Genomic DNA, 19,259 nt, shown 5'->3' with positions numbered 1-19,259 from the left:
GGTACGCGCTCAGCCGAGCCAGTCCAGGACGGCGGCCGCCGTCCACGACTGTTGCATACTTCCCAGCGGCTCGCCGGTGAACGGGTCGTAGTACTCGGCGAAACTACCGTCCCCCGCCTGGCGTAGCCCTTCGGCCCGCAGCATGAAGGAGCGTTCGGCCCAGCCCCGGCGGGCGAAGACCCAGGAGAACAGCCAGCTCATCACCGGCCAGACCGGCCCGCGCCAATATTCGCGCGGACGGAAGCCCTTGGCCACCGGCGAAGTCGACGGCGGCAGCGCATAGCGCAGATCCGGGTGACCGCAGAATCGAGGGCCCTCGAACAAGCGCAGAAGCCCGCGTTCGGTGGCGCGCGGCAGGCCACCACACAGCAGTGGTGCGAACATGGCCAGCGTTTCGGTGCCGATCCACTGATCGGCGCGCACATCGAAGTCGCGGGCGGCGCCCGTGCGGGGATCGGTGGTGGCGATGACCCCGGCCCGGAAATAGTCGGCCCATTCGTAGAGTTTCCGGACGTCGGCATGCGGCATCCGGTAGTCCTCACCGATGCCGGCCAGGACCTCGCAGGCCAAGGCGAAGATCGCCGTGACGAAGACATCCTCCACCGCGAAACTCATCGTGGAGGCCAGCTGGAAATCGTCGTATCCGCACCGGCGCATCTGCTCCACCAGCCACAGATAGCGGTCGTACTCCCGATCGGTGGGGCGCTGGGTCGGGTCGACCAGGTCGACATCGGCGCGCCGATAGGGCGGCAGATCGCCGACCACGACATTCGCGTAGGCCCGGTCCCAGCGCGGCGAGTTGTCCATACCGGATTCCCAGCCGTGATACAGCGTGATCCGGCCGTGCTGTTTGGGGTCGCGGGCATGGGCGAGCCAGCGATGCCAGCGCATCAGATCCACCCACCGCCGATCGAGGAACTCCGCGGCCACTGCCCGGGTGGTGCGGCCGTGCCGGCGCGAATGATCGAGGATGCGCTGCACCGCGATCGCGTGCACCGGGGGCTGGGTGATACCGGAGGTATCGGGCCCGGCGGGCGCGTCGGCCGCCAACCGTCGGCATTCCCACCGGGCCGGACCGGGGAAATAGCCGTCGACGCCGTTGGCGAACACGATGTGCGGGATCATGCCGTTGCGCCACTGGGCCGACAGCAGGGTGTCGAGTTCGACGACCGCACGTTCCACGCTCAGCGGCGCCAGCCCGACCGCGACGAACGCGGCATCCCAGCTCCACATGTGTGGATAGAGTTTCGGCGCCGCGCTGGTCATGGTCCCCAGGTCGTTACCGCGGAGCAGGTAGGCGGCCCGGGCGGCCAGCTGGGTGGGCGTGAATCCGGGACCGTTCATCTCCTTATTCTGCGATGTCACCTTCAGATATGCGCGGCGCCCGGGCGTTGCGTGCCGCACCCGCCCCGTCGGCTGCGGGCGCTCCGATCTGGGCACCTGTTCGGCAGTGTCCACCCTCATCGCCTCGTTCTGTGTCATCGGCCGTATCCGGCCCGGCCGCCGGTGCGACCACCGCGGTAGGACGGTCCCGAGACTGATTACACCCATCGGCATCGGCTCGCCACCGATGAGCGGCAGATGTCCGCCGGGGCGATGTGATTGTCCTGGGCGTCCCCACCATCCGGTGCGCGTCCGCGTGATGCGCGGGATTACGGTGAACCCATGCCCGCATCTTCGGATTCCACTGCTGCGCGCGATATGCCGACCGCTCTGATCACCGGCGCCGGCCGGGGGTTGGGCGCAGCCATCGCGCGGGAGCTGTCGGGAACGCATCGACTGCTGCTGGGCGCCCGGTCCGCCGAATCTCTTACCGATATCCGGGCGGAGCTGCCCGACACGGTCCCGTGGCCGGTGGATCTGACCGACTACCCCGCGCTGGCGCGGGCGACTGCCGGCATCGACCGGCTCGACGTACTGGTGCACAACGCCGGGGTCGCCGAATTGGGCACGATCGCCGAATCCTCGGTCCAGATGTGGCGAAACACGTTGGAGGCCAACCTCGTCGCCGTCGCCGAGCTGACCCGCCTGCTGCTGCCCGCGCTGCGTGCTGCGGGCGGCCATGTGCTGCTGATCAATTCGGGTGCGGGACTGCGCGCGAATGCGGGCTGGGGTGTCTACGCCGCGAGCAAATTCGGGCTGCGCGCCTTCGGCGATGCGTTGCGGCTCGAGGAGCCGCGGCTGCGCGTCACCTCGATCCACCCCGGCCGCATCGATACCGATATGCAGCGCGCGATCGTCGCCGCCGAACGGCGTGACTACGACCCGAACGAATTCCTCACTCCGCAGACGGTGGCGCGGACCGTCCGGACCGCGATCGAAACCCCGCGTGACGCGCATCCCACCGAAATAGTGTTGCGCCCCATCGCTCGCTGAGTTCGCGATCGGTCCCTCGACACGCCGGTTGCCACCGCGGCCGCGCATCCCGTGGCCACTGCGGTATCTTGGCGGAACCTGCCTCCGACCAGGGGTGACCGTGTGATGGATGGTGTGGGACCGAGCCGACGGCAACTGCTGATGCTGCTTGCGACGGGGACCGTCGCCGCAATGAGCGGATGTGCCTCCGCGCACAGTGCCGACCGGACGGACCGACGATTGGCGGCCGCGCCGGTCCGGCCGACCACCTCCGCTGCGCCGCCACCCCCGCTACTACTCCCACCGCCGAGCGGGCCGAAGGTGCCGCTGCCCGCCGGGACCATCACCGCGCTGCCGGGTCCGGGCACGAGTCTCGCGCTGACCGTGGACGACGGGGCCAGTCCCGAGGTGGTCGGGGCCTATATCCGCTTCGCCCGCGATACCGGAGCGCGCTTCACCTTCTTCGTCACCGCCGCCTACGACTCGTGGACCGTGCATCGGGATGCGTTGCGGCCCTTGGTCGATGCCGGGCAGATTCAACTGGGCAACCACACCTGGGACCATCCCGCGCTGACCAAACTCTCCGGCCGGGCGGTCGCCGATCAACTCGCCCGGACGAAAGCGTTCCTGCACAACACCTTCGGCGTCGACGGCACCCCGTACTACCGACCGCCGTACGGATTCCACAATGCCGTCGTCGACCGCATCGCCGCCGACCTCGGCTACACCGTGCCGACGCTGTGGTACGGCTCGCTGTCGGATTCGTCGATCATCACCGAGGACTATCTGGTGCAGATGGCGACGAAGTACTTCAATCCGCAGGCCATCGTCATCGGTCACGCCAACCATCCGGCCGTCACCCACTGTTACGGCCGAATGGTCGACATCATCCGCGAACGGCGCCTCTCGCTGGTGACACTCGACGACGTGCTGCTACCGCCGAAGTGAAAGTTAGGCCGCCGCAGGCACTTACGCGACGACGTTGACCAGCTTGCCGGGAACGACGATGACCTTGCGCGGGGTCTTGCCGGCCAGGAATTCCAGCAGCTTCGCATCGGCCAGCGCCGCGGCCTCCACCGCCTTCGCGTCGGCGTCGGCCGGGACACTGACCCGGCTGCGCACCTTGCCGTTGACCTGGATCGGATATTCCACCGACTCCTCCACCAGCAGCGCGGGATCCGCGACCGGGAAGGGCCCGTGTGCCAGGGCGGTGGTGTGCCCCAGGCGTTCCCACAACTCCTCGGCCAGATGTGGGGCCATCGGGGCCAGCATCAGCACCAACGGCTCCACCACAGTGCGCGGTGCGCCCTGCGGGTACTGCTTGGTCAGATGATTGGTCAGCTCGATCAGCTTGGCGCCGGCGGTGTTGTCGCGCAGGGCGGCGTAGTCGGCGTCGACTCCGTCGATCGTCTTGTGCAGCAGGCGAAGTGTGGCATCCGCCGGTTCGGCGTCGGTGACCCGGACCGCTCCGGATTCCTCGTCGACCACCAGACGCCACACGCGCTGCAGGAAGCGGTGCGCACCGACGACATCCTTGGTCGCCCATGGGCGTGAGGTGTCCAGCGGGCCCATCGACATCTCGTACAGCCGGAAGGTGTCCGCGCCGTACAGATCGCACATCTCGTCGGGCGAGATGGCGTTCTTCAGCGATTTGCCGATCTTGCCGTACTCCTGGAAGACCTCGATCTCGGTGCCGGAGGGGTTGGTCCAGAAGAACTTCCCGTCGCGCTCGACCACCTCCGCCGCCGGGACGTACGCGCCGCGTTCGTCGGTGTAGGCGTAGGCCTGGATGTAGCCCTGGTTGAACAGCCGGCGGTACGGCTCCGGACCGGAGACCTCGCCGAGGTCGAACAGCACCTTCTGCCAGAACCGCGCGTACAGCAGGTGCAGGACCGCATGCTCCACGCCGCCCACGTACAGGTCGACGCCGCCCGGATCGTTCGCACCGTGTTCGGCCGGGCGCGGGCCCAGCCAGTACCGCTCGTTCTCCGGCGCGCAGAACGCCTCGGTGTTGGTGGGGTCGGTGTAGCGCAGCTGGTACCAGGAGCTACCGGCCCACTGCGGCATTACGTTGGTGTCGCGGCGGTAGGTCTTGGGGCCGTCGCCCAGATCCAGGGTGACGTTCACCCAGTCGGTCGCCTTGGCCAGCGGCGGGGACGGTTCGGAGTCGGCATCGTCCGGATCGAAGGTCACCGGGGCGAAATCCCGCACCTCCGGAAGTTCCACCGGCAGCATCGATTCCGGCAGCGCGTGCGCGGCGCCGGTCTCGTCGTAGACGATCGGGAACGGTTCGCCCCAGTACCGCTGCCGCGCGAACAGCCAGTCACGCAGCTTGTACTGCACCGTGCCCTTGCCGGTGCCGTCCCGCTCCAGCCGCTCGATCACGGTGGCCTTCGCGGTTTCGACATCCAGGCCGTTCAGGAAGTCCGAGTTGACCAGGGTTCCGTCGCCGGAGTACGCCGATTCCGAAATATCGCCGCCGGCAATGACTTCCACGATCGGCAGACCGAACGCGCGTGCGAACTCCCAGTCCCGCTGGTCGTGTCCGGGCACCGCCATGATCGCGCCGGTGCCGTAGCCGGACAGCACGTAGTCGGCGATGAAGATCGGCAGCTGCGCGCCGTTGACCGGATTGGTGGCGTAGGCGCCCAGGAAGACGCCGGTCTTCTCCTTGTTCTCCTGCCGCTCCAGATCCGATTTCGCCGCGATCGACTTGCGGTATGCCGCAACGGCTTCGGTGGGTGTGGCGGAGTCGAACACCCAGCGGGGATCCACGTCGGCCGGCCACCGATCGGCGACCAACCGGTCCACCAGATCGTGTTCGGGAGCCAGCACCACATAGCTGGCGCCGAACAGCGTGTCGGGCCGGGTGGTGAAGACCTCGATGTTCTCGCCGGCCGCGTCGGCGCTGGTGCTGCCGGGGCGAGCTGCCTGCTCCGCACCCGTCGCCCGCGCCACGGCGAAGGAGACCTGCGCACCCCGCGACCGCCCGATCCAGTTGCGCTGCATGGCTTTCACATTGTCCGGCCAGTCCAGCAGCTCCAGATCGTCGACCAGTCGATCGGAGTAGGCGGTGATGCGCATCATCCACTGCCGCAAGCGCTTCCGGAACACCGGGAAGTTGCCGCGCTCACTGCGGCCCTCGGCGGTGACCTCCTCGTTCGCCAGGACGGTACCCAGTCCGGGGCACCAGTTGACCATCGAATCCGACTGGTACACCAGGCGATGATCGTCCAGAATCGCGCCCTGTTCGGCCGGTGTCAAATCGGCCCATGCGCGCCCGTCCGGGGTCGGCCGGTCGCCGGATTCGAATTCGGCCACCAGATCGGCGATCGGCCGGGCCTTGTTCGCCGACGTGTCGTACCAAGCGTTGTAGATGCGCAGGAAGATCGACTGCGTCCACTTGTAGAACTCGGGATCGGTGGTCGCGAACGAGCGGCGCCGGTCGTGGCCCAACCCCAGCCGGTCCAGCTGTCGCTGCATGGTCGCGATATTGGACTCGGTGGTCACCCGCGGGTGTGCACCGGTCTGGACGGCGTACTGCTCCGCGGGCAGGCCGAAGGCGTCGTAGCCCAGGGCGTGCAGCACATTCCGACCGTGCATCCGGTGATAGCGCGCGAACACGTCCGTGGCGATATAGCCCAGCGGGTGACCGACGTGCAGGCCCGCGCCGGACGGATAGGGGAACATGTCCTGGATGAACAGCTTGTCCGCCGGGGTCTCGCCGGCCAGCGGACCCACCGGGTTCGGCGCGTGGAAGGTGCCACGCTCGGCCCATACCCGCTGCCATTTGCGCTCGATGGCGCCGGCCAGCTCGGCGTTGTAGCGGTGCGCCGGAGTGCCGCCGTCGACCGCTGCGTCGGAAGAGTTCGGCAGGCTGCTTCCGGGCCCGTCGCTCCGACCGGTCGATGCGCCGGTTGTATCGGTTGCACGAGTGTCCTGCACGATCCTGCCTTCTTGTCGCCGAGTTCCCCTGGTGAACGTCTGTGGACAACGTCGCCCCTCAGGGTAGAGCGTGCGCACGTCAGCACCCAAAAAGGGGTGAGCGGGGCCGTCGGCGTGACCGCCGCGGCCCCGCCGGTGGGGCGGTTTGATACCGGAGTACCGTATTCGGGGTGTTCGTGGTCGCGCTCATCCTGTTTCTGCTGGCGGCCGTCGCCGTCGTCACCGGGGTGCTGGGGCTGACCGGCGCTCTGCCCCGCAATCGATTCTTCGGTGTGCACACCGACGATGCCCTCAGTACCGAGGAGACGTTCCGGGTGGCCAACCGGGTGGCCGGGCCCACCTCGGTCGGTGCGGGCCTACTGCTCGCCGCCGCCGGTGCGATCGCGCTGGTCGCGGGCGTCTGGGTCGGCGTGATCGCCACGGTGGTGGCGCTGGTGGTGGCGCTGTTCACCCTCGGCGCGGGTGCGAATGCGGCGACCGAGGCCATTGCCGAACTCGTTCCGGCCGATATCGGTGGTTGTGGAAGTTCCTGCGGCGCGTGTTCCCTGCGCGACGCCTGTCAGCCCGCCAATTGATCACCCCCGGCGGTGCGTCGTGACCCGCCCGCCGACGGTCGGGTTCGACCTCGATATGACGCTGATCGATTCGCGGCCCGGTATCCGGGCCTGCTACCGGGCGCTGTCCGCGCGCACCGGCACGCCGATCGACAGTGACCTGGTCGTCACCCGTCTCGGCCCGCCGCTGGAATACGAGCTCGCCAACTGGTTCCCCGCCGCCGAGGTTCCGGCGATGGCGGCCCTGTATCGCGAGATGTATCCGGATTTCGCGATCACCGGCACGGTCGAGATGCGGGGCGCCCGCGCGGCGACCGCGGCGGTGCATGCCGTCGGTGGCCGCGTCATCGTCGTCACCGGGAAGTACGAGCCGAACGCCGAACTCCATCTCACCCACCTCGACATCGCCGTCGATGCCGTGATCGGCGACCTGTGGGCCGAACAGAAGGGCGCGGCGCTGCGCGAATACGAGGCAGCCGTCTACGTCGGCGATCACGTCGGGGATATGCGCGGTGCCCGCACCGCCGGCGCCCACGCGGTCGGCGTGCCCACCGGTCCGTGCGATGCGGAGCAGCTGTGGGCGGCCGGTGCGGATACGGTGCTGCGCGACCTCACCGAATTTCCCGATCTGTTGCCCACCCTTCTCGGCTGATACCGGGTCGCCGCCGACCGTCATGCCCGGTCGCAGCCCGGTGCCGGCGCCGGACGTGACAGCGGGCTCCCGGCCGGAAGGATGTAGAAGACGGTGAGCTGCAACGGTTTCCGGCTCCGATTGCGCGCGGTGTGCGCGTGCGCGGCGCCCGCGGGCTCACGAAAGATCCGGCCGGGCCGGTAGGTCACCGGTACGCAGTCCATCCCCGGGTGATTCAGGGTGCTGCCGGTGACCAGTACGAACAGCGTCCCGTCGTGGTAGTGCCAGCCGCTGTCGCCACCTGGTTCGACGATGGTCCGCCGCACCACCAGCTCCCACCGCCCGACCCGAACTCGGGCGAAGATGCGGCTGCGGGTGCCGACCGCCGGCGCCGGATTGCTCCGATACCCACCCGGCTCGCGTCCGAACAGCGCCATACCGCCGATCATGCCCGCTCGCGTCCGCGCACCACCACTTACACGATGCCCAGCGCGAGCATGGCGTCCGCGACCTGGGTGAACCCGGCGATATTGGCGCCGGCGACGTAGTCGCCCGGGGTGCCGTACTCCTCCGCGGTTTCCAGGCACCGGTCGTGGATGCCGCGCATGATCGACTCCAGGCGTTGTTCGGTGTGTTCGAAACTCCACGAGTCGCGGGATGCGTTCTGCTGCATTTCCAGGGCACTGGTGGCGACGCCGCCGGCATTGGCGGCCTTTCCGGGGGCGAAGGTGACGCCGGCCTCGGCGAACAGGCGGGTCGCCTCGGGGGTGCAGGGCATATTGGCGCCCTCGGCGACGATGCGGCACCCGTTCTCGACGAGGACGCGAGCATCGGCGCCGTTGAGTTCGTTCTGGGTCGCGCACGGCAGCGCGATATCGCACGGCACCTCCCAGATCGACCCGGAGTCCACGAAATACGCCGTGCTACCGGATAATTCGGGATATTCGTGGATGCGGCCGCGGCGTTCGTACTTGATCTCCTTGAGCAGTTCGAGATCGATGCCCTTGTCGTCGACGATGTAACCCGAGGAATCGGAACAGGCGACGACGGTGCCGCCGAGCTGGTGCACCTTCTCGACCGCGTGGATCGCGACGTTCCCGGATCCGGAGATCACCACCCGTTTGCCTTCGAAGCTGTCGCCGCGGCGGTCGAGAATCTGCTCGGTGAAGAACACGGTGCCGTATCCGGTCGCCTCGGGACGGACCTGCGAACCGCCCCAGCTGAGTCCCTTCCCGGTGAGCACGCCGGATTCGTACCGGTTGGTGATCCGTTTGTACTGGCCGAACAGATAGCCGATCTCCCGCCCGCCGACGCCGATATCACCGGCGGGCACGTCGGTGTGTTCGCCGATATGCCGGTACAGCTCGGTCATGAAGGACTGGCAGAAGCGCATCACCTCGGCGTCCGAGCGGCCCTTTGGATCGAAATCCGATCCGCCCTTACCACCGCCGATGGGCATGCCGGTGAGCGAATTCTTGAAGATCTGCTCGAAGCCGAGGAATTTCACGATTCCCAGATACACCGACGGGTGGAACCGCAGCCCGCCCTTGTAGGGGCCGAGCGCCGAGTTGAACTCGACCCGGAAGCCGCGGTTGATCTGCACCGTCCCGGCGTCGTCGACCCACGGCACCCGGAAGATGATCTGCCGCTCGGGTTCGCACAACCGGCGGATCACCGCAGCGTCCACGTACTGCGGATGTTTCGCGACCACCGGACCCAGACTGTCGAGAACCTCGCGCACCGCCTGGTGGAACTCGGCTTCGCCGGGGTTGCGCTGCAGCACTTCGGCGTAGATGTCCTGCAACTTCTCATCCAGTCCGGGCATGGGGCGCTCCTGTTCTGTTCACGTCCAGCGGCGATCGGCCGAAACCTGTCCGGTTACTTCCGAATGGCACCAACCTCGATCATGCCGGATCCGCCTCGGACCCCGAGGCGGGAGGTGCGGAGTCGGCGCCGGGCGCATCCGGCGGGCGCGGGCGCCCCGGCGAACCGGGGCGCCCGCGACATCGTCCGACTCAGTTGGTCTTACGCCGGAACAGCGACCGCGACCACGCATAGCCGACCACCGCGAAACCGAGGCACCAGGCCACCGCTACGACTCCGTTGCCGCCGATGGGCGCGCCCATCAGCAGGCCGCGCAGGGTTTCGGTCAGTGGGGTGAAGGGCTGGTATTCGGCGAACTGCCGGACACCGGCGGGCATGGTGTCGGTGGGGGCCAGCCCGCTGCCCAGGAAGGGGAGGAAGATCAGGGGCGTGGGGGTGTTGCTGGCGCTCTCCGGGGTCCGGGCGGCCAAGCCGAAACCCACTCCGAGCCAAGACAATCCGAAGATGACCAGAACGATGAGGCCGAATGCCGCGGCCCACTCCACGATCGTGGCATCGGGCCGGAACCCGATCGCCACCGCGACCGCGACCATGAGTCCGACCCCGAGCACACCTTGAATCACCGTCCCGACCACCTGCCCGGTGAGGATGGACGAATGTGCCATCGGCATCGTCCGGAACCGGTTCACGATGCCCTTGGTCATGTCGGAGGCGATCGCCACGGCGACGCCGACCACCAGATAGGCCGGGATGATCAGCATCATGCCGGGGACGAGGTAGTCGATGTAGCTGCCGCCGGTGGCCTTCTCGAGGGCGCCGCCGAAGATGTAGTTGAACATCAGCAGCATCACCAGCGGCATGATGAACATGCTGATGGTCATGCCCGGATATCGCTTGGCGTGCACCAGATTCCGGCGCAACATGGTGCGCGAATCGGCGAGGGCGTGAGTGGTCATCGTGCGGTTTCCTTCTCGGGTGCGGGGTGGCCGGTGAGGGTCAGGAAGACGTCGTCGAGGTTGGGGGTGTGCACGGCGAGGCTCTCGGGTTCGATTCGGGCACGATCGAGCCGGTCGAGTACGTCGCGCAGGGCGGCAACGCCGCCGTCGCTGGGGACGGCCAGCGTCGAATCCGCGGTGGTGCCGCCGAGCAGGTCGGCCGCGGCACGCAACTGCTCGGCATCGCCGAAGGACAGCCGGATGTGGCCACCCGGCACCAGGCGTTTGAGCTGATCGGGTGTGCCTTCGGCGACGATTCGGCCGTGATCGAGCACCGCGATCCGCTGCGCGAGTTCGTCGGCCTCCTCCAGATACTGCGTGGTGAGGAAGATGGTGACGCCCCCGGCCACGAGTTCGCGGATGATCTCCCACATGCCGCGCCGGCTGCGCGGGTCCAGTCCCACGGTCGGTTCGTCGAGGAAGATGATGCGCGGCTCGCCGACCAGCGTCATCGCCAGATCGAGCCGCCGCGCCATCCCGCCGGAGTAACTGCCGGCCACCTTGTCGCCCGCCTCCCGCAGATCGAATCGGGCCAGCAGTTCGTCGGCGATGCGCCGGCCCTCACTTCGGGGCAGATGGTGCAGATCGGCCATCAGCAACAGGTTTTCGCGGCCGGTCAGCAGTTCGTCCACCGCGGAGAACTGGCCGGTGACGCCGATGGCGGACCGGACGGCGTCGGCGTCGGTGACCGGATCGTGGCCGCCGACGCGGAGCGACCCGCCGTCCGGGCGGGTCAGCGTCGACAGGATATGGACGGTCGTGGTCTTGCCCGCTCCGTTGGGGCCGAGCAGCGCGAAGATCGTGCCCTCGCCCACGGTGAGGTCGATGCCGTCCAGCACCACCTGATCGCCGAAGGATTTTCGCAGGCCGGTGACCGAGATCGCGGGTGCGTTCATGGCCATCCTTTCATAATGAGATAGCAATTTATGCATGACTCGACCGAGCCGTGTCCGCTCGTTTCGGCGCGGACAAGGGTGTCGCTCGGTCTTTTCGGTTGTGGCCGAGGGGTTTACGCCCCCGGATGAATCAGATGTCGAGATCCTCGATCTGCGGATGTTCGGTCAGATCGGTGATCCGCTCGTACAACTTGTCGGGAATCCTGCCTTTCAGCTCGGCGGGTGTGTCATAGATGTCCATGCTGAATTCGCCCCAGTCCGGATCGGTGACGCCGAGCATGCGCCGCCAGTTGGTCAGGTCCTTCAGCCAATTGGTGTCGGTGGGGTAGTCCGCCCATTCCGAACGTTGCCGGTGCAGAACGTATTTGCCCTTGCGGCTGCGGTAGACGCGGATGCGCTCGTACCGCTCGTTACCCATATCGGTGGCTTCGGTGAGTAGTACGCCGGAGAAGCGCACCTGCCGGGCGCCGTTGTGCCCGACCCGTAGCACGACCTCGTCGAAGCCGGCCTGCCGACCCTCTTCGAGTTCGATGTAGCGCCGCAGCGCCGTCACGATCGCCCCGGACAGATTGCCGCCGACCAACTCCTGTGCCCGCTGGAAAAGCGGGAGGTCGTCGTCGGATACGTACACGGTCTTGTTGGGCATGCACTCACTATACGTAGATGTATACATACACGCAAGATGTGCTCGGATCGCATGCCGACGGCGGTGAACCGGGTGGGGTCGTGCTTCGTTTCCTCGCTGAGCGCGTTCGGATCGGCACCTGCTGCCGCACCGAGCGGGCCCGATCGGAAGGAGCGGCGATGCCGTCACGAGTGGTCGACTACCTGGTGAACGCCGTGTCGGCGTTGGGCGTACGACATATCTTCGGCGTCGACGGCGCCAATATCGAGGATCTGTACGACGCCGCCCACGCTGCCGCGGATCGGGTCACGGCGGTGGTAGCGAAACACGAATTCGCCGCCGCCACCATGGCCGACGGCTACGCCCGCTCCACCTCCGGGCTCGGTGTGGTGTGCGCGACCTCCGGTGGTGGGGCGATGAATCTCGTTGCCGGGCTGGCGGAATCACATGCCTCCCGGGTACCGGTGCTGGCGCTGGTGGGTCAGGCGCCCACCGCCCTGGAAGGCCGGGGCGCATTCCAGGATTCCAGCGGCCGGGCCGGAACATTCGATGCCGCAGAACTTTTCGACGCCATCGCGCTGTACTGCGCCCGGGTGACCGATCCGGCGACACTGCCCGCGCACCTGTCGCGGGCGGTCGCCGCCGCCGGTGCGGGCGGTCCCGCAGTGCTGTTGTTGCCCAAGGACGTCCAGCAGGCCGACCTCGGGCCGATTCCCGCCTTCGTACCGCCACGCCGGGTGCACGGGCGCGACGACGCCGGTATCGAACGGATCCTCGACGGGCTGCGCGCGGCGCGGGCGATCGGCAAGGTCGTGATCATCGCCGGAGCGCAGGTGGCCCGCGACGACGCGCGGGGCGAACTGCGCGATCTGGCGGCAGCGCTGGATGCCGGGGTGGGCGTGGCGCCCGATGCGTTGGACGTGTACGGCTACGCCGATCACGGATATCTCGGTGTCGCAGGGAGTATGGGCCATGCCGAGTTGGCGGACGCTCTGCGCGGATGTGCCCTGTGCCTGCTGGTCGGAACCCGGATGCCGGTCACCGCGCGGGCGGGCCTGGAGACGGTACTCGGCGCCTCGACCGCATCGGTGGGCGCCGATCCGCCCTACCTCGACGCGGTGGTCCACGCCACGAGTACCGACCTGCGCACCACCCTGCGCGAGCTGGTCGTGGCGCTCGGCGCCGGCGACGGCAGGGTGCATCGGATCGATCCGCGCCGGCCGCGGCGGGCGCCGAGCCCGCTGCCGGTTCCGCCCGCCCACGGCCCCGGCCTGCGCTACCGCGACATCGTCGAAACACTGAATGCCGCACTGCGTTCCGATACCGATGTCTTCGCCGACGCGGGCAACACCGGCGCCTCCGTGGTGCACTACCTGCGCACCCCACCGGCCGGTCGATTCGTGGTGGCACTCGGGATGGGAGGGATGGGTTACGCCTTCGGCGCCGCGATCGGTTCGTCGTTGGCGCGGCGCCACCGTGCCGACGGCACCGAGCGGCGAACCGTCGTGGTCGCCGGCGACGGCGCCTTCTACATGCACGGCATGGAGATCCACACCGCCGTCCAGTACGGGCTCCCGGTGACCTTCGTCGTCCTGGACAACTCCGCCCATGCCATGTGCGTCACTCGCGAGCAGCTGTTCTACGGAGATCGATACAGCTTCAACAGATTTCACAAGGCGCATCTGAGCGCCGGAATGGCGGCGATGTTCCCCGAACTCCCGTCCTTCGCACCCGATACCCCGGAGGAGCTTGCCACCGTTCTGTCCTACTGCCTGGAAACGCCGGGGCCGTCGTTCGTTTCGATCGACTGCGATCCGGACGAGATTCCGCCGTTCATTCCCTTCCTGACCACCTCGAGGAGGAATCCGTGACCATCAGCACCACGCCCGCCCTCAGCGATATTCCCGATCTGCCGCACCGGGTCATCCCCGGGCTGTTGCGAATCGAGAATTCCGATCGTGAGCAGACCACCCCGATCATCATGGATATGCTGCGTTCGGTCTATCCGCACGATCAGGTGTTCGGCCGCTTCTGCCCGGTGCAGGACTACATCGCCGCTCCGCCCCGCGAGCTGTACGAATATCTCTCGCACACCAGGAGTTTGGAGGAGTGGACCTACAGCCTGCGTGGCTTCACCGAAACCGCGACCCCCGGACTGTGGGAATCCTACGATCGACTCGGTAAGGACACGCGCATCTTCACCCGCACCGTGGCGAATCCGGAGGCGATGACCGTCGATTACCACTGTGCCTGGGATCAGGGCGAACACCTGTGGATGATCTACTTGATGCGGGTGGTCGACGCCGAGGTCGTCCTCGGCAAACCGGGATCGGTGGTGCTGTGGACCAACTGCCGGCACCCGTTCTACGACGAGAATCCGTATCCCGAGAAGGCGCCCGCCGGCCGCAAGGTGTGGGTCGGCGATTTCTGGGAGATGTTCTCCGCCGGGCATCGGCTCGAATTGGACAACCTCAAGGCGATCGCCGAATACCGTGCCGCGCACGGGCTTCCGATCACGCCCGAGTGGATGCGGTGAGGGAGTACGAGATGGACTTCACCGATCCCGCACTGTCGAAGCCGCCGGTCAGCCTGATCGATGTGGCCTGTTATCTACCCGGAGAACCGGTCGGCACCGAATACTTCACCCAGTTCTCGCGATCGGAGCGGATGGCGAAGAACGTCATGTTCCGCGCGCCCCGTACCCGGCATCACAAGGATCGCGACGAGACGGCCGTCGATATGGTCGAGCGGGCGGTGGCGCCCCTGGTCGAACGGCACGGTGCGGCCACGGTCGCCGATATCGATGTGCTGATCACGCACACCCAGCTTCCGGACAATCCGGTGATGGGCGCGGGTCCCGAGGTGGCGCGGCGGCTGGGAATGCGACCGAAATGGGTTTTCGACGTACACAACAGCGGCTGCGCCGCATTCATCCACATGATGATGCTGGCGCGGATGATTCTGCAGACCACCGATGCCCGCACCGCGCTCATCGCGGCGACGCAGAACACGGCCGGGCCGGTTTTCACCCAGACCGAGATCCGGAAACTCGCGCAGGCGCCGGTGCCGGGGGACGGCTGCGGAGTCGGATTGCTGGCCAAGGACAACCGAGCGCCGATCCTCGATATCGAATGCCGCACCTATCCGGAATTCGCCGGGGATATGGACTTCTCCACCGGATCCGAACGCAAGTACTGGGAGCCGGGTGTGGGGCAGGGCTGTGTCAGCTTCACCGAATCGAAGATCACCAAGGTGTTCGCGCGCGGTAATCGGCTGGTGCCGGAGTTGGCGCTGGCCGTCTGTGATCGCATCGGGGTCAAGGGCCGCGATATCGATACCTTCGTCACCAATCAGCCGAATCGGTTGTTCTTGCGCAACTGGCACGATGCGCTGGAGTTGCCTGCCGAACGGCACCCCGATTCCTTCGATCGGTGCGGGAATCTGTTCGCCGCCGGTATCCCGGTGACCCTGGATATCGAGAATCGGGCGGGCCGGTTGCGCAACGGGTCGGTGGTACTGCTGTCGGCCTTTGCGCATGCCGGCGATTTCGCCGCCGCTGCGGCGGTGCGCTGGGGAGCGGGGCGATGACCTTCCCGTCCCACGACCCGCTCGCGGTCCGCGCCGTGCCGCCGGTGCGGTTCGATCTGACCCTGAGCGAAAACCCGTTCCCGCCATTGCCTTCGGTCCTGGCCGTGGTGCAGGAGGCGATGCGCGGCGGGAACCGGTACCCGGAGTTTCTGCCCCGTCGGCTGCCCGCGCTGATCGCCGATCACCTGGGTGTCGATGCCGAACAGGTGGTGGTCGGTACCGGGGCGACCGGCGTGGTGCTGCAGATCATGCAGACCGTCGCCGGGCCGGGCCGGCGTATGGTGTTCGCCACCCCCACCTTCGACGGCTATCCGATCATGGCGGCCATGGCCGGACTGGAATCCGTTGCGGTGCCGCTGGATTCGAGCGGGCGGCAGCGGCTTCCGGCGATGGCCCGGGCGGTGGACGAGCGGACGGCGCTGGTCGCGGTCTGCCGGCCACACAATCCGACCGGAACGGTGCCGCTGGTCGCCGAGTTGCGGGCGTTCCTGTTCGGGATACCGCGCCACATTCCGGTGATCCTGGACGAGGCCTATGTGGAATTCCTGGCCGACGGTGAACGCGCGGACACCGCCGACCTGCTGGCGCACTATCCCAATCTCCTTGTCTTGCGGACGTTTTCGAAGGCGTACGGCCTGGCGGGCCTGCGGATCGGATACGCGTTCGGCGCGCCCGAACTCGTCGGTCGAATCCGTCGGCTGCAGTTGCCGTTCGGCACGCCGGACTATGCCGTCGCGGCCGTGCGGGCCTGCTATGCCGCGTCGGCCGAGTTGGCGGCCCGGATCGCCGATATCACCGCCGCGCGCGAACGCCTGCGCACCGCGTTGCGGCACCGGGGAATCGCCGTCCCCCGCAGTCGTGGCAACTTCCTCTATCTGCCGAATTGCGAGGCCCACTCGACGCTGGCGAAGGCCGGCATCGCGGCGAAGGGGTATCCCGACGGCAGGGCGCGGATCGCGGTGGGAGATCCCCGCGCCGACGCGGCGGTGCTGGACGCGTTCGACGGACGCATCGGCGCGGCGAGTGGGAGTGGACGGATCCGCAGCCATGCGGGGGTCGGGACCGCGACGGCGCGGTGGGGGTGTGGTCCGGCCTGATCGGCCTCGGGGTCGGTATCGAAGCTAGCAACGCTAGACAAGCTAGTTGTGAACAGCTATGGTTGCTGCGAAGCTAGCAATGCTAGAAATTCGAGTAGGAGTTGCCCCGATGCTGACCACCACCGCCCAGATCCTGACCGTCGCCGCCGTTCTCACCAACGGCATCGTGTACGGAATCGATGTCTGCGCCGCCCTGATCACCCGTGCCGTCAACCGCAAACTCGACGACGCGACGATGACCGTCTCGGCCGGCTGGGGCCACTACTACGCCGACCGCCGGATGCCGTTCGTCGGCGCCGGTGGTGTCATCGCGACCCTTCTCGCCGTCGGCCTCGCCGCCGTCGCGGGCCACACCGGCGCCGCGGTGGCCGCCGGTGTGGCCCTGCTCGCCCTGCTCTGCTGGCTCGGGTTCTACGTCCGGATCGCCAAGCCGATCAATACCGCGCAGACGCTCGCGGCGCAGACCGGCGCCATTCCCTCGGATGCCCGTGCGCTGCAGGACAAGTGGGAGAGCATTCTCGGATTCCGGGTCGGGCTGCAGGCCCTCGCGGTCACCGGGTTGTGCCTCACCCTGATCCTGCTGTGATCCGGCCGGGTGGTCCGGCCCCGCTCAGCGGTAGCCGTATTTGTGCCAGTTCGACAGCACCCGCTGCTGGATCTGCGCCGGCCAGCCGTTTTCGAAGCTGCCCTTGACCGGCCGGCGGCCACCCGGATACAGATCGGCCAGCAGACAGTTGTAGACGACCTTGCCCGCCTTGAAGCTGTGTGCTTCCTCCTCGGAGAGGTAGACCGCGAGTTGATCGGATACCGCCGGGGGATAGTGGAATTCGCCGCGATCGACATCCGGGTGCGAGCGCGTTGCGAAGGCCCACACCACCTCGTCGAGAGCGGTGATGTCCACATCGTCTTCGACCACGAGGATCTTCGGCGCGTTGACCGAGGTCTTCCCGGTGAAGATCACCGCGGCGATCCGGTCGATCAACTCGTGCGATGCCAGACCGGTGCTCTCGTGCCAGTCCTGGCGGACCGCCAGCGTCAGCCAGTGCACGGCGGCCTCGAAGTTGTACCAGGCCGAGGAGACCGGCAGTCCGGCCTCGCGCAGCAGATACAGGATTTCCGCGGCGCTGGTGGTACCGATGATCGTGTGGTCCTCCTCCACCGGCGGCCCGGCCGCCACGGTGGGCTGGATCGCGCCGTCGCGATAGGTAATCGCCGACACGTGGAACACCTGCTTCGGGGAGGCCTCGGTCGCGTTGTAGCCGGGGAATTCGTTGAACGGCCCCTCCAGGACCGTTTCGTCGAGCGAAATATGGCCCTCGACAACGATTTCAGCGGTCGCGGGCACCATCAGGTCCACCGTCTCGGCCGGCACCACCTCGATACCCTCACCGAAAAGCGCGCCCAGGTAGTGGCTTTCGTCCGCGCCCTCCGGCAACGGCATGCCACCGACCCACGGCAGGGCCGGTTCGACGCCGATCGCCAGCACGATCGGCATCGGCTCACCGATCTCGGTCCACCGGGACCGGATCACACCGAGATGCTGGGGTGCCGGAATCAGGCAGGCGAGGGTGTTGCGATCGGCGATCATCATGCGGTTGATCGACCAGTTCGTCCACGAGCCGTCCGGGGTGCGGACGATATTCATGCCGTAGGTCTGGATATAGCGGCCACCGTCGTTGCCGTGCAGTTTCGGCGTGGGAAAGGCGAACAGGTCGATATCGTCGCCGAGCATCACGTTCTGCTTGCACGGCGCCTGATCCCGATCCACCACGACCGGTGCGATACCCGGCTTCGTCCGCGCACTCGCCAGCAGATCGACGATTTCCTGACCCGACGCATCGGCAGGCAGACCGAGGGCCAGCGCGATCCGAGCCAGCGGATGATTCGGCCCCGAAAGCGACCCGGGCGCGCCCAGCACCTTGAACCCGGAATCGCGGTATCCGGTGATATCGGTGAAAAGCGGTGCGGGCGCGCGCAGATCGTAGGAGCGACGGATGATCGCCCCGATCTCGAGATCCCAGTCCACCTCGGTATCGATGCGCTGGATCTCGCCGATGCGATCCAGTTCGTCGATGAATTCGCGCAAGCTCTTCAGATGCTTCAGCGGCCGGCTGGACGGCACCGGCATATTCGTCGCAGTCACAGGTTCTTCCACACTCTCATTCGCCCCAGCGGGGCATATCCGGCACGACGATGCCCAGCAGATCCAACGCCCGGGCGACACTGTGGTCGACCAGTTCGTCGATGCTGCTCGGGCGCAGGTAGAACGCGGGTACCGGCGGCATCACGATGCCGCCCATTTCGGTGACGGCCGTCATCGCCCGCAGATGGCCGAGGGTCAGGGGAGTCTCGCGGACCAGCAGGACCAGCCGCCGCCGCTCCTTCAACGTCACATCGGCGGCGCGGGTCAGCAGATTGTCGCCGTTGCTGTAGGCGATCGCGGACAAGGTGCGAATGGAGCAGGGCGCTACCAGCATTCCCGCCGTGCGAAACGATCCGGACGCGATGGCCGCGCCGATATCGGCGGGCCGGTACACCACATCCGCCATCGCCGCGAGATCTCCGGCACTCAACGATGTTTCGTAGTGCCGCGTCTGCTGACCCGCCGGTGTCACGACCAGATGGGTCTGCACCCCCGCCTTGCGAGCGAATTCCAGCGCCCGAACGCCATAGGCGATTCCGGTGGCTCCACTGATGCCGACAACCAACCGCGACGGCGGATCCGCTACTGCTCCAGACACCGCTTCAG

Annotated in this window: 18 protein-coding genes; 9 read left to right on the top strand and 9 right to left on the bottom strand. The window is 67.3% G+C overall.

Annotated elements, in window-relative coordinates; all coding sequences use genetic code 11:
• Positions 1-9: 9 nt before the first annotated feature.
• A complete protein-coding gene (gene ggh, locus ON37_RS25605; RefSeq protein ID WP_040722918.1) occupies positions 10-1,344 on the bottom strand; it encodes a glucosylglycerate hydrolase in 1,335 nt (444 codons plus the stop codon).
• Between the two features lie 357 nt (positions 1,345-1,701).
• On the opposite strand from ggh, the gene ON37_RS25600 reads away from it, so the two are divergent.
• Positions 1,702-2,376 (top strand): SDR family oxidoreductase, encoded by a 675-nt coding sequence (locus ON37_RS25600; RefSeq protein WP_040722880.1) that lies wholly within the window; start codon positions 1,702-1,704, stop codon positions 2,374-2,376.
• 171 nt (positions 2,377-2,547) lie between these two features.
• Positions 2,548-3,303, top strand: coding sequence for a polysaccharide deacetylase family protein (locus ON37_RS25595; protein ID WP_245553466.1), 756 nt, complete (start codon positions 2,548-2,550; stop codon positions 3,301-3,303).
• A 21-nt stretch (positions 3,304-3,324) separates the two neighbouring features.
• Here ON37_RS25595 and leuS read toward each other — a convergent pair whose 3' ends face one another.
• Positions 3,325-6,231 (bottom strand): leucine--tRNA ligase, encoded by a 2,907-nt coding sequence (leuS, locus tag ON37_RS25590; RefSeq protein WP_040722916.1) that lies wholly within the window; start codon positions 6,229-6,231, stop codon positions 3,325-3,327.
• A 239-nt stretch (positions 6,232-6,470) separates the two neighbouring features.
• On the opposite strand from leuS, the gene ON37_RS25585 reads away from it, so the two are divergent.
• Entirely contained in the window at positions 6,471-6,875 is a 405-nt protein-coding gene (locus ON37_RS25585; protein ID WP_040722879.1) for an SdpI family protein, read from the top strand.
• Positions 6,876-6,894: 19 nt separating this feature from the next.
• The gene (locus ON37_RS25580; protein WP_040722878.1) at positions 6,895-7,506 is read left to right on the top strand and encodes an HAD family hydrolase; all 612 of its coding nucleotides are present in this window, start codon (positions 6,895-6,897) and stop codon (positions 7,504-7,506) included.
• A gap of 20 nt (positions 7,507-7,526) precedes the next feature.
• On the opposite strand, the gene ON37_RS25575 is transcribed toward ON37_RS25580, so the two are convergent.
• From ON37_RS25575 to ON37_RS25555, 5 genes are all read right to left on the bottom strand, one after another.
• Positions 7,527-7,922, bottom strand: coding sequence for a cupin domain-containing protein (locus ON37_RS25575; protein ID WP_040722915.1), 396 nt, complete (start codon positions 7,920-7,922; stop codon positions 7,527-7,529).
• A gap of 38 nt (positions 7,923-7,960) precedes the next feature.
• Positions 7,961-9,310, bottom strand: a complete 1,350-nt coding sequence (gene gdhA, locus ON37_RS25570) for an NADP-specific glutamate dehydrogenase (RefSeq protein ID WP_040722877.1) — start codon at positions 9,308-9,310, stop codon at positions 7,961-7,963.
• A gap of 190 nt (positions 9,311-9,500) precedes the next feature.
• On the bottom strand, positions 9,501-10,265 hold the full coding sequence (locus ON37_RS25565) for an ABC transporter permease (protein WP_040722876.1): 765 nt from the start codon (positions 10,263-10,265) through the stop codon (positions 9,501-9,503).
• Complete coding sequence (locus tag ON37_RS25560) at positions 10,262-11,200, bottom strand: daunorubicin resistance protein DrrA family ABC transporter ATP-binding protein (protein ID WP_040722914.1); 939 nt, start codon at positions 11,198-11,200, stop codon at positions 10,262-10,264. The genes ON37_RS25565 and ON37_RS25560 overlap by 4 nt, the downstream gene beginning before the upstream one ends.
• A gap of 130 nt (positions 11,201-11,330) precedes the next feature.
• Entirely contained in the window at positions 11,331-11,846 is a 516-nt protein-coding gene (locus tag ON37_RS25555; protein WP_040722875.1) for an EXLDI protein, read from the bottom strand.
• 158 nt (positions 11,847-12,004) lie between these two features.
• On the opposite strand from ON37_RS25555, the gene ON37_RS25550 reads away from it, so the two are divergent.
• From ON37_RS25550 to ON37_RS25530, 5 genes are all read left to right on the top strand, one after another.
• Positions 12,005-13,696: a thiamine pyrophosphate-binding protein gene (locus ON37_RS25550; protein ID WP_040722913.1), complete on the top strand. Its 1,692-nt coding sequence runs from the start codon at positions 12,005-12,007 to the stop codon at positions 13,694-13,696.
• Positions 13,693-14,361: a DUF8713 domain-containing protein gene (locus ON37_RS25545; RefSeq protein ID WP_040722873.1), complete on the top strand. Its 669-nt coding sequence runs from the start codon at positions 13,693-13,695 to the stop codon at positions 14,359-14,361. The genes ON37_RS25550 and ON37_RS25545 overlap by 4 nt, the downstream gene beginning before the upstream one ends.
• 11 nt (positions 14,362-14,372) lie before the next feature.
• The gene (locus ON37_RS25540) at positions 14,373-15,413 is read left to right on the top strand and encodes a 3-oxoacyl-ACP synthase III family protein (RefSeq protein ID WP_051032036.1); all 1,041 of its coding nucleotides are present in this window, start codon (positions 14,373-14,375) and stop codon (positions 15,411-15,413) included.
• Positions 15,410-16,510: an aminotransferase class I/II-fold pyridoxal phosphate-dependent enzyme gene (locus ON37_RS25535; protein WP_083893278.1), complete on the top strand. Its 1,101-nt coding sequence runs from the start codon at positions 15,410-15,412 to the stop codon at positions 16,508-16,510. Before ON37_RS25540 ends, ON37_RS25535 begins: the two co-directional genes overlap by 4 nt.
• Before the next feature lie 109 nt (positions 16,511-16,619).
• Positions 16,620-17,096 (top strand): hypothetical protein, encoded by a 477-nt coding sequence (locus ON37_RS25530; protein WP_040722872.1) that lies wholly within the window; start codon positions 16,620-16,622, stop codon positions 17,094-17,096.
• Positions 17,097-17,120: 24 nt separating this feature from the next.
• Here ON37_RS25530 and ON37_RS25525 read toward each other — a convergent pair whose 3' ends face one another.
• Both ON37_RS25525 and ON37_RS25520 read right to left on the bottom strand, forming a co-directional pair.
• Complete coding sequence (locus ON37_RS25525; protein WP_210741297.1) at positions 17,121-18,653, bottom strand: UbiD family decarboxylase; 1,533 nt, start codon at positions 18,651-18,653, stop codon at positions 17,121-17,123.
• Positions 18,654-18,669: 16 nt separating this feature from the next.
• Positions 18,670-19,251 carry a UbiX family flavin prenyltransferase gene (locus ON37_RS25520; protein WP_040722870.1) on the bottom strand — a complete coding sequence of 194 codons (582 nt, stop codon included), beginning with the start codon at positions 19,249-19,251 and terminating at the stop codon, positions 18,670-18,672.
• Positions 19,252-19,259 lie beyond the last annotated feature (8 nt).

This window comes from Nocardia veterana NBRC 100344 (genome assembly GCF_000308855.1).
In the GTDB taxonomy this organism is placed as follows: Bacteria; Actinomycetota; Actinomycetes; order Mycobacteriales; family Mycobacteriaceae; genus Nocardia; species Nocardia veterana.
Note: the sequence above shows the minus strand (reverse complement) of the source record. Positions and strands in the feature narration are given on the sequence as shown.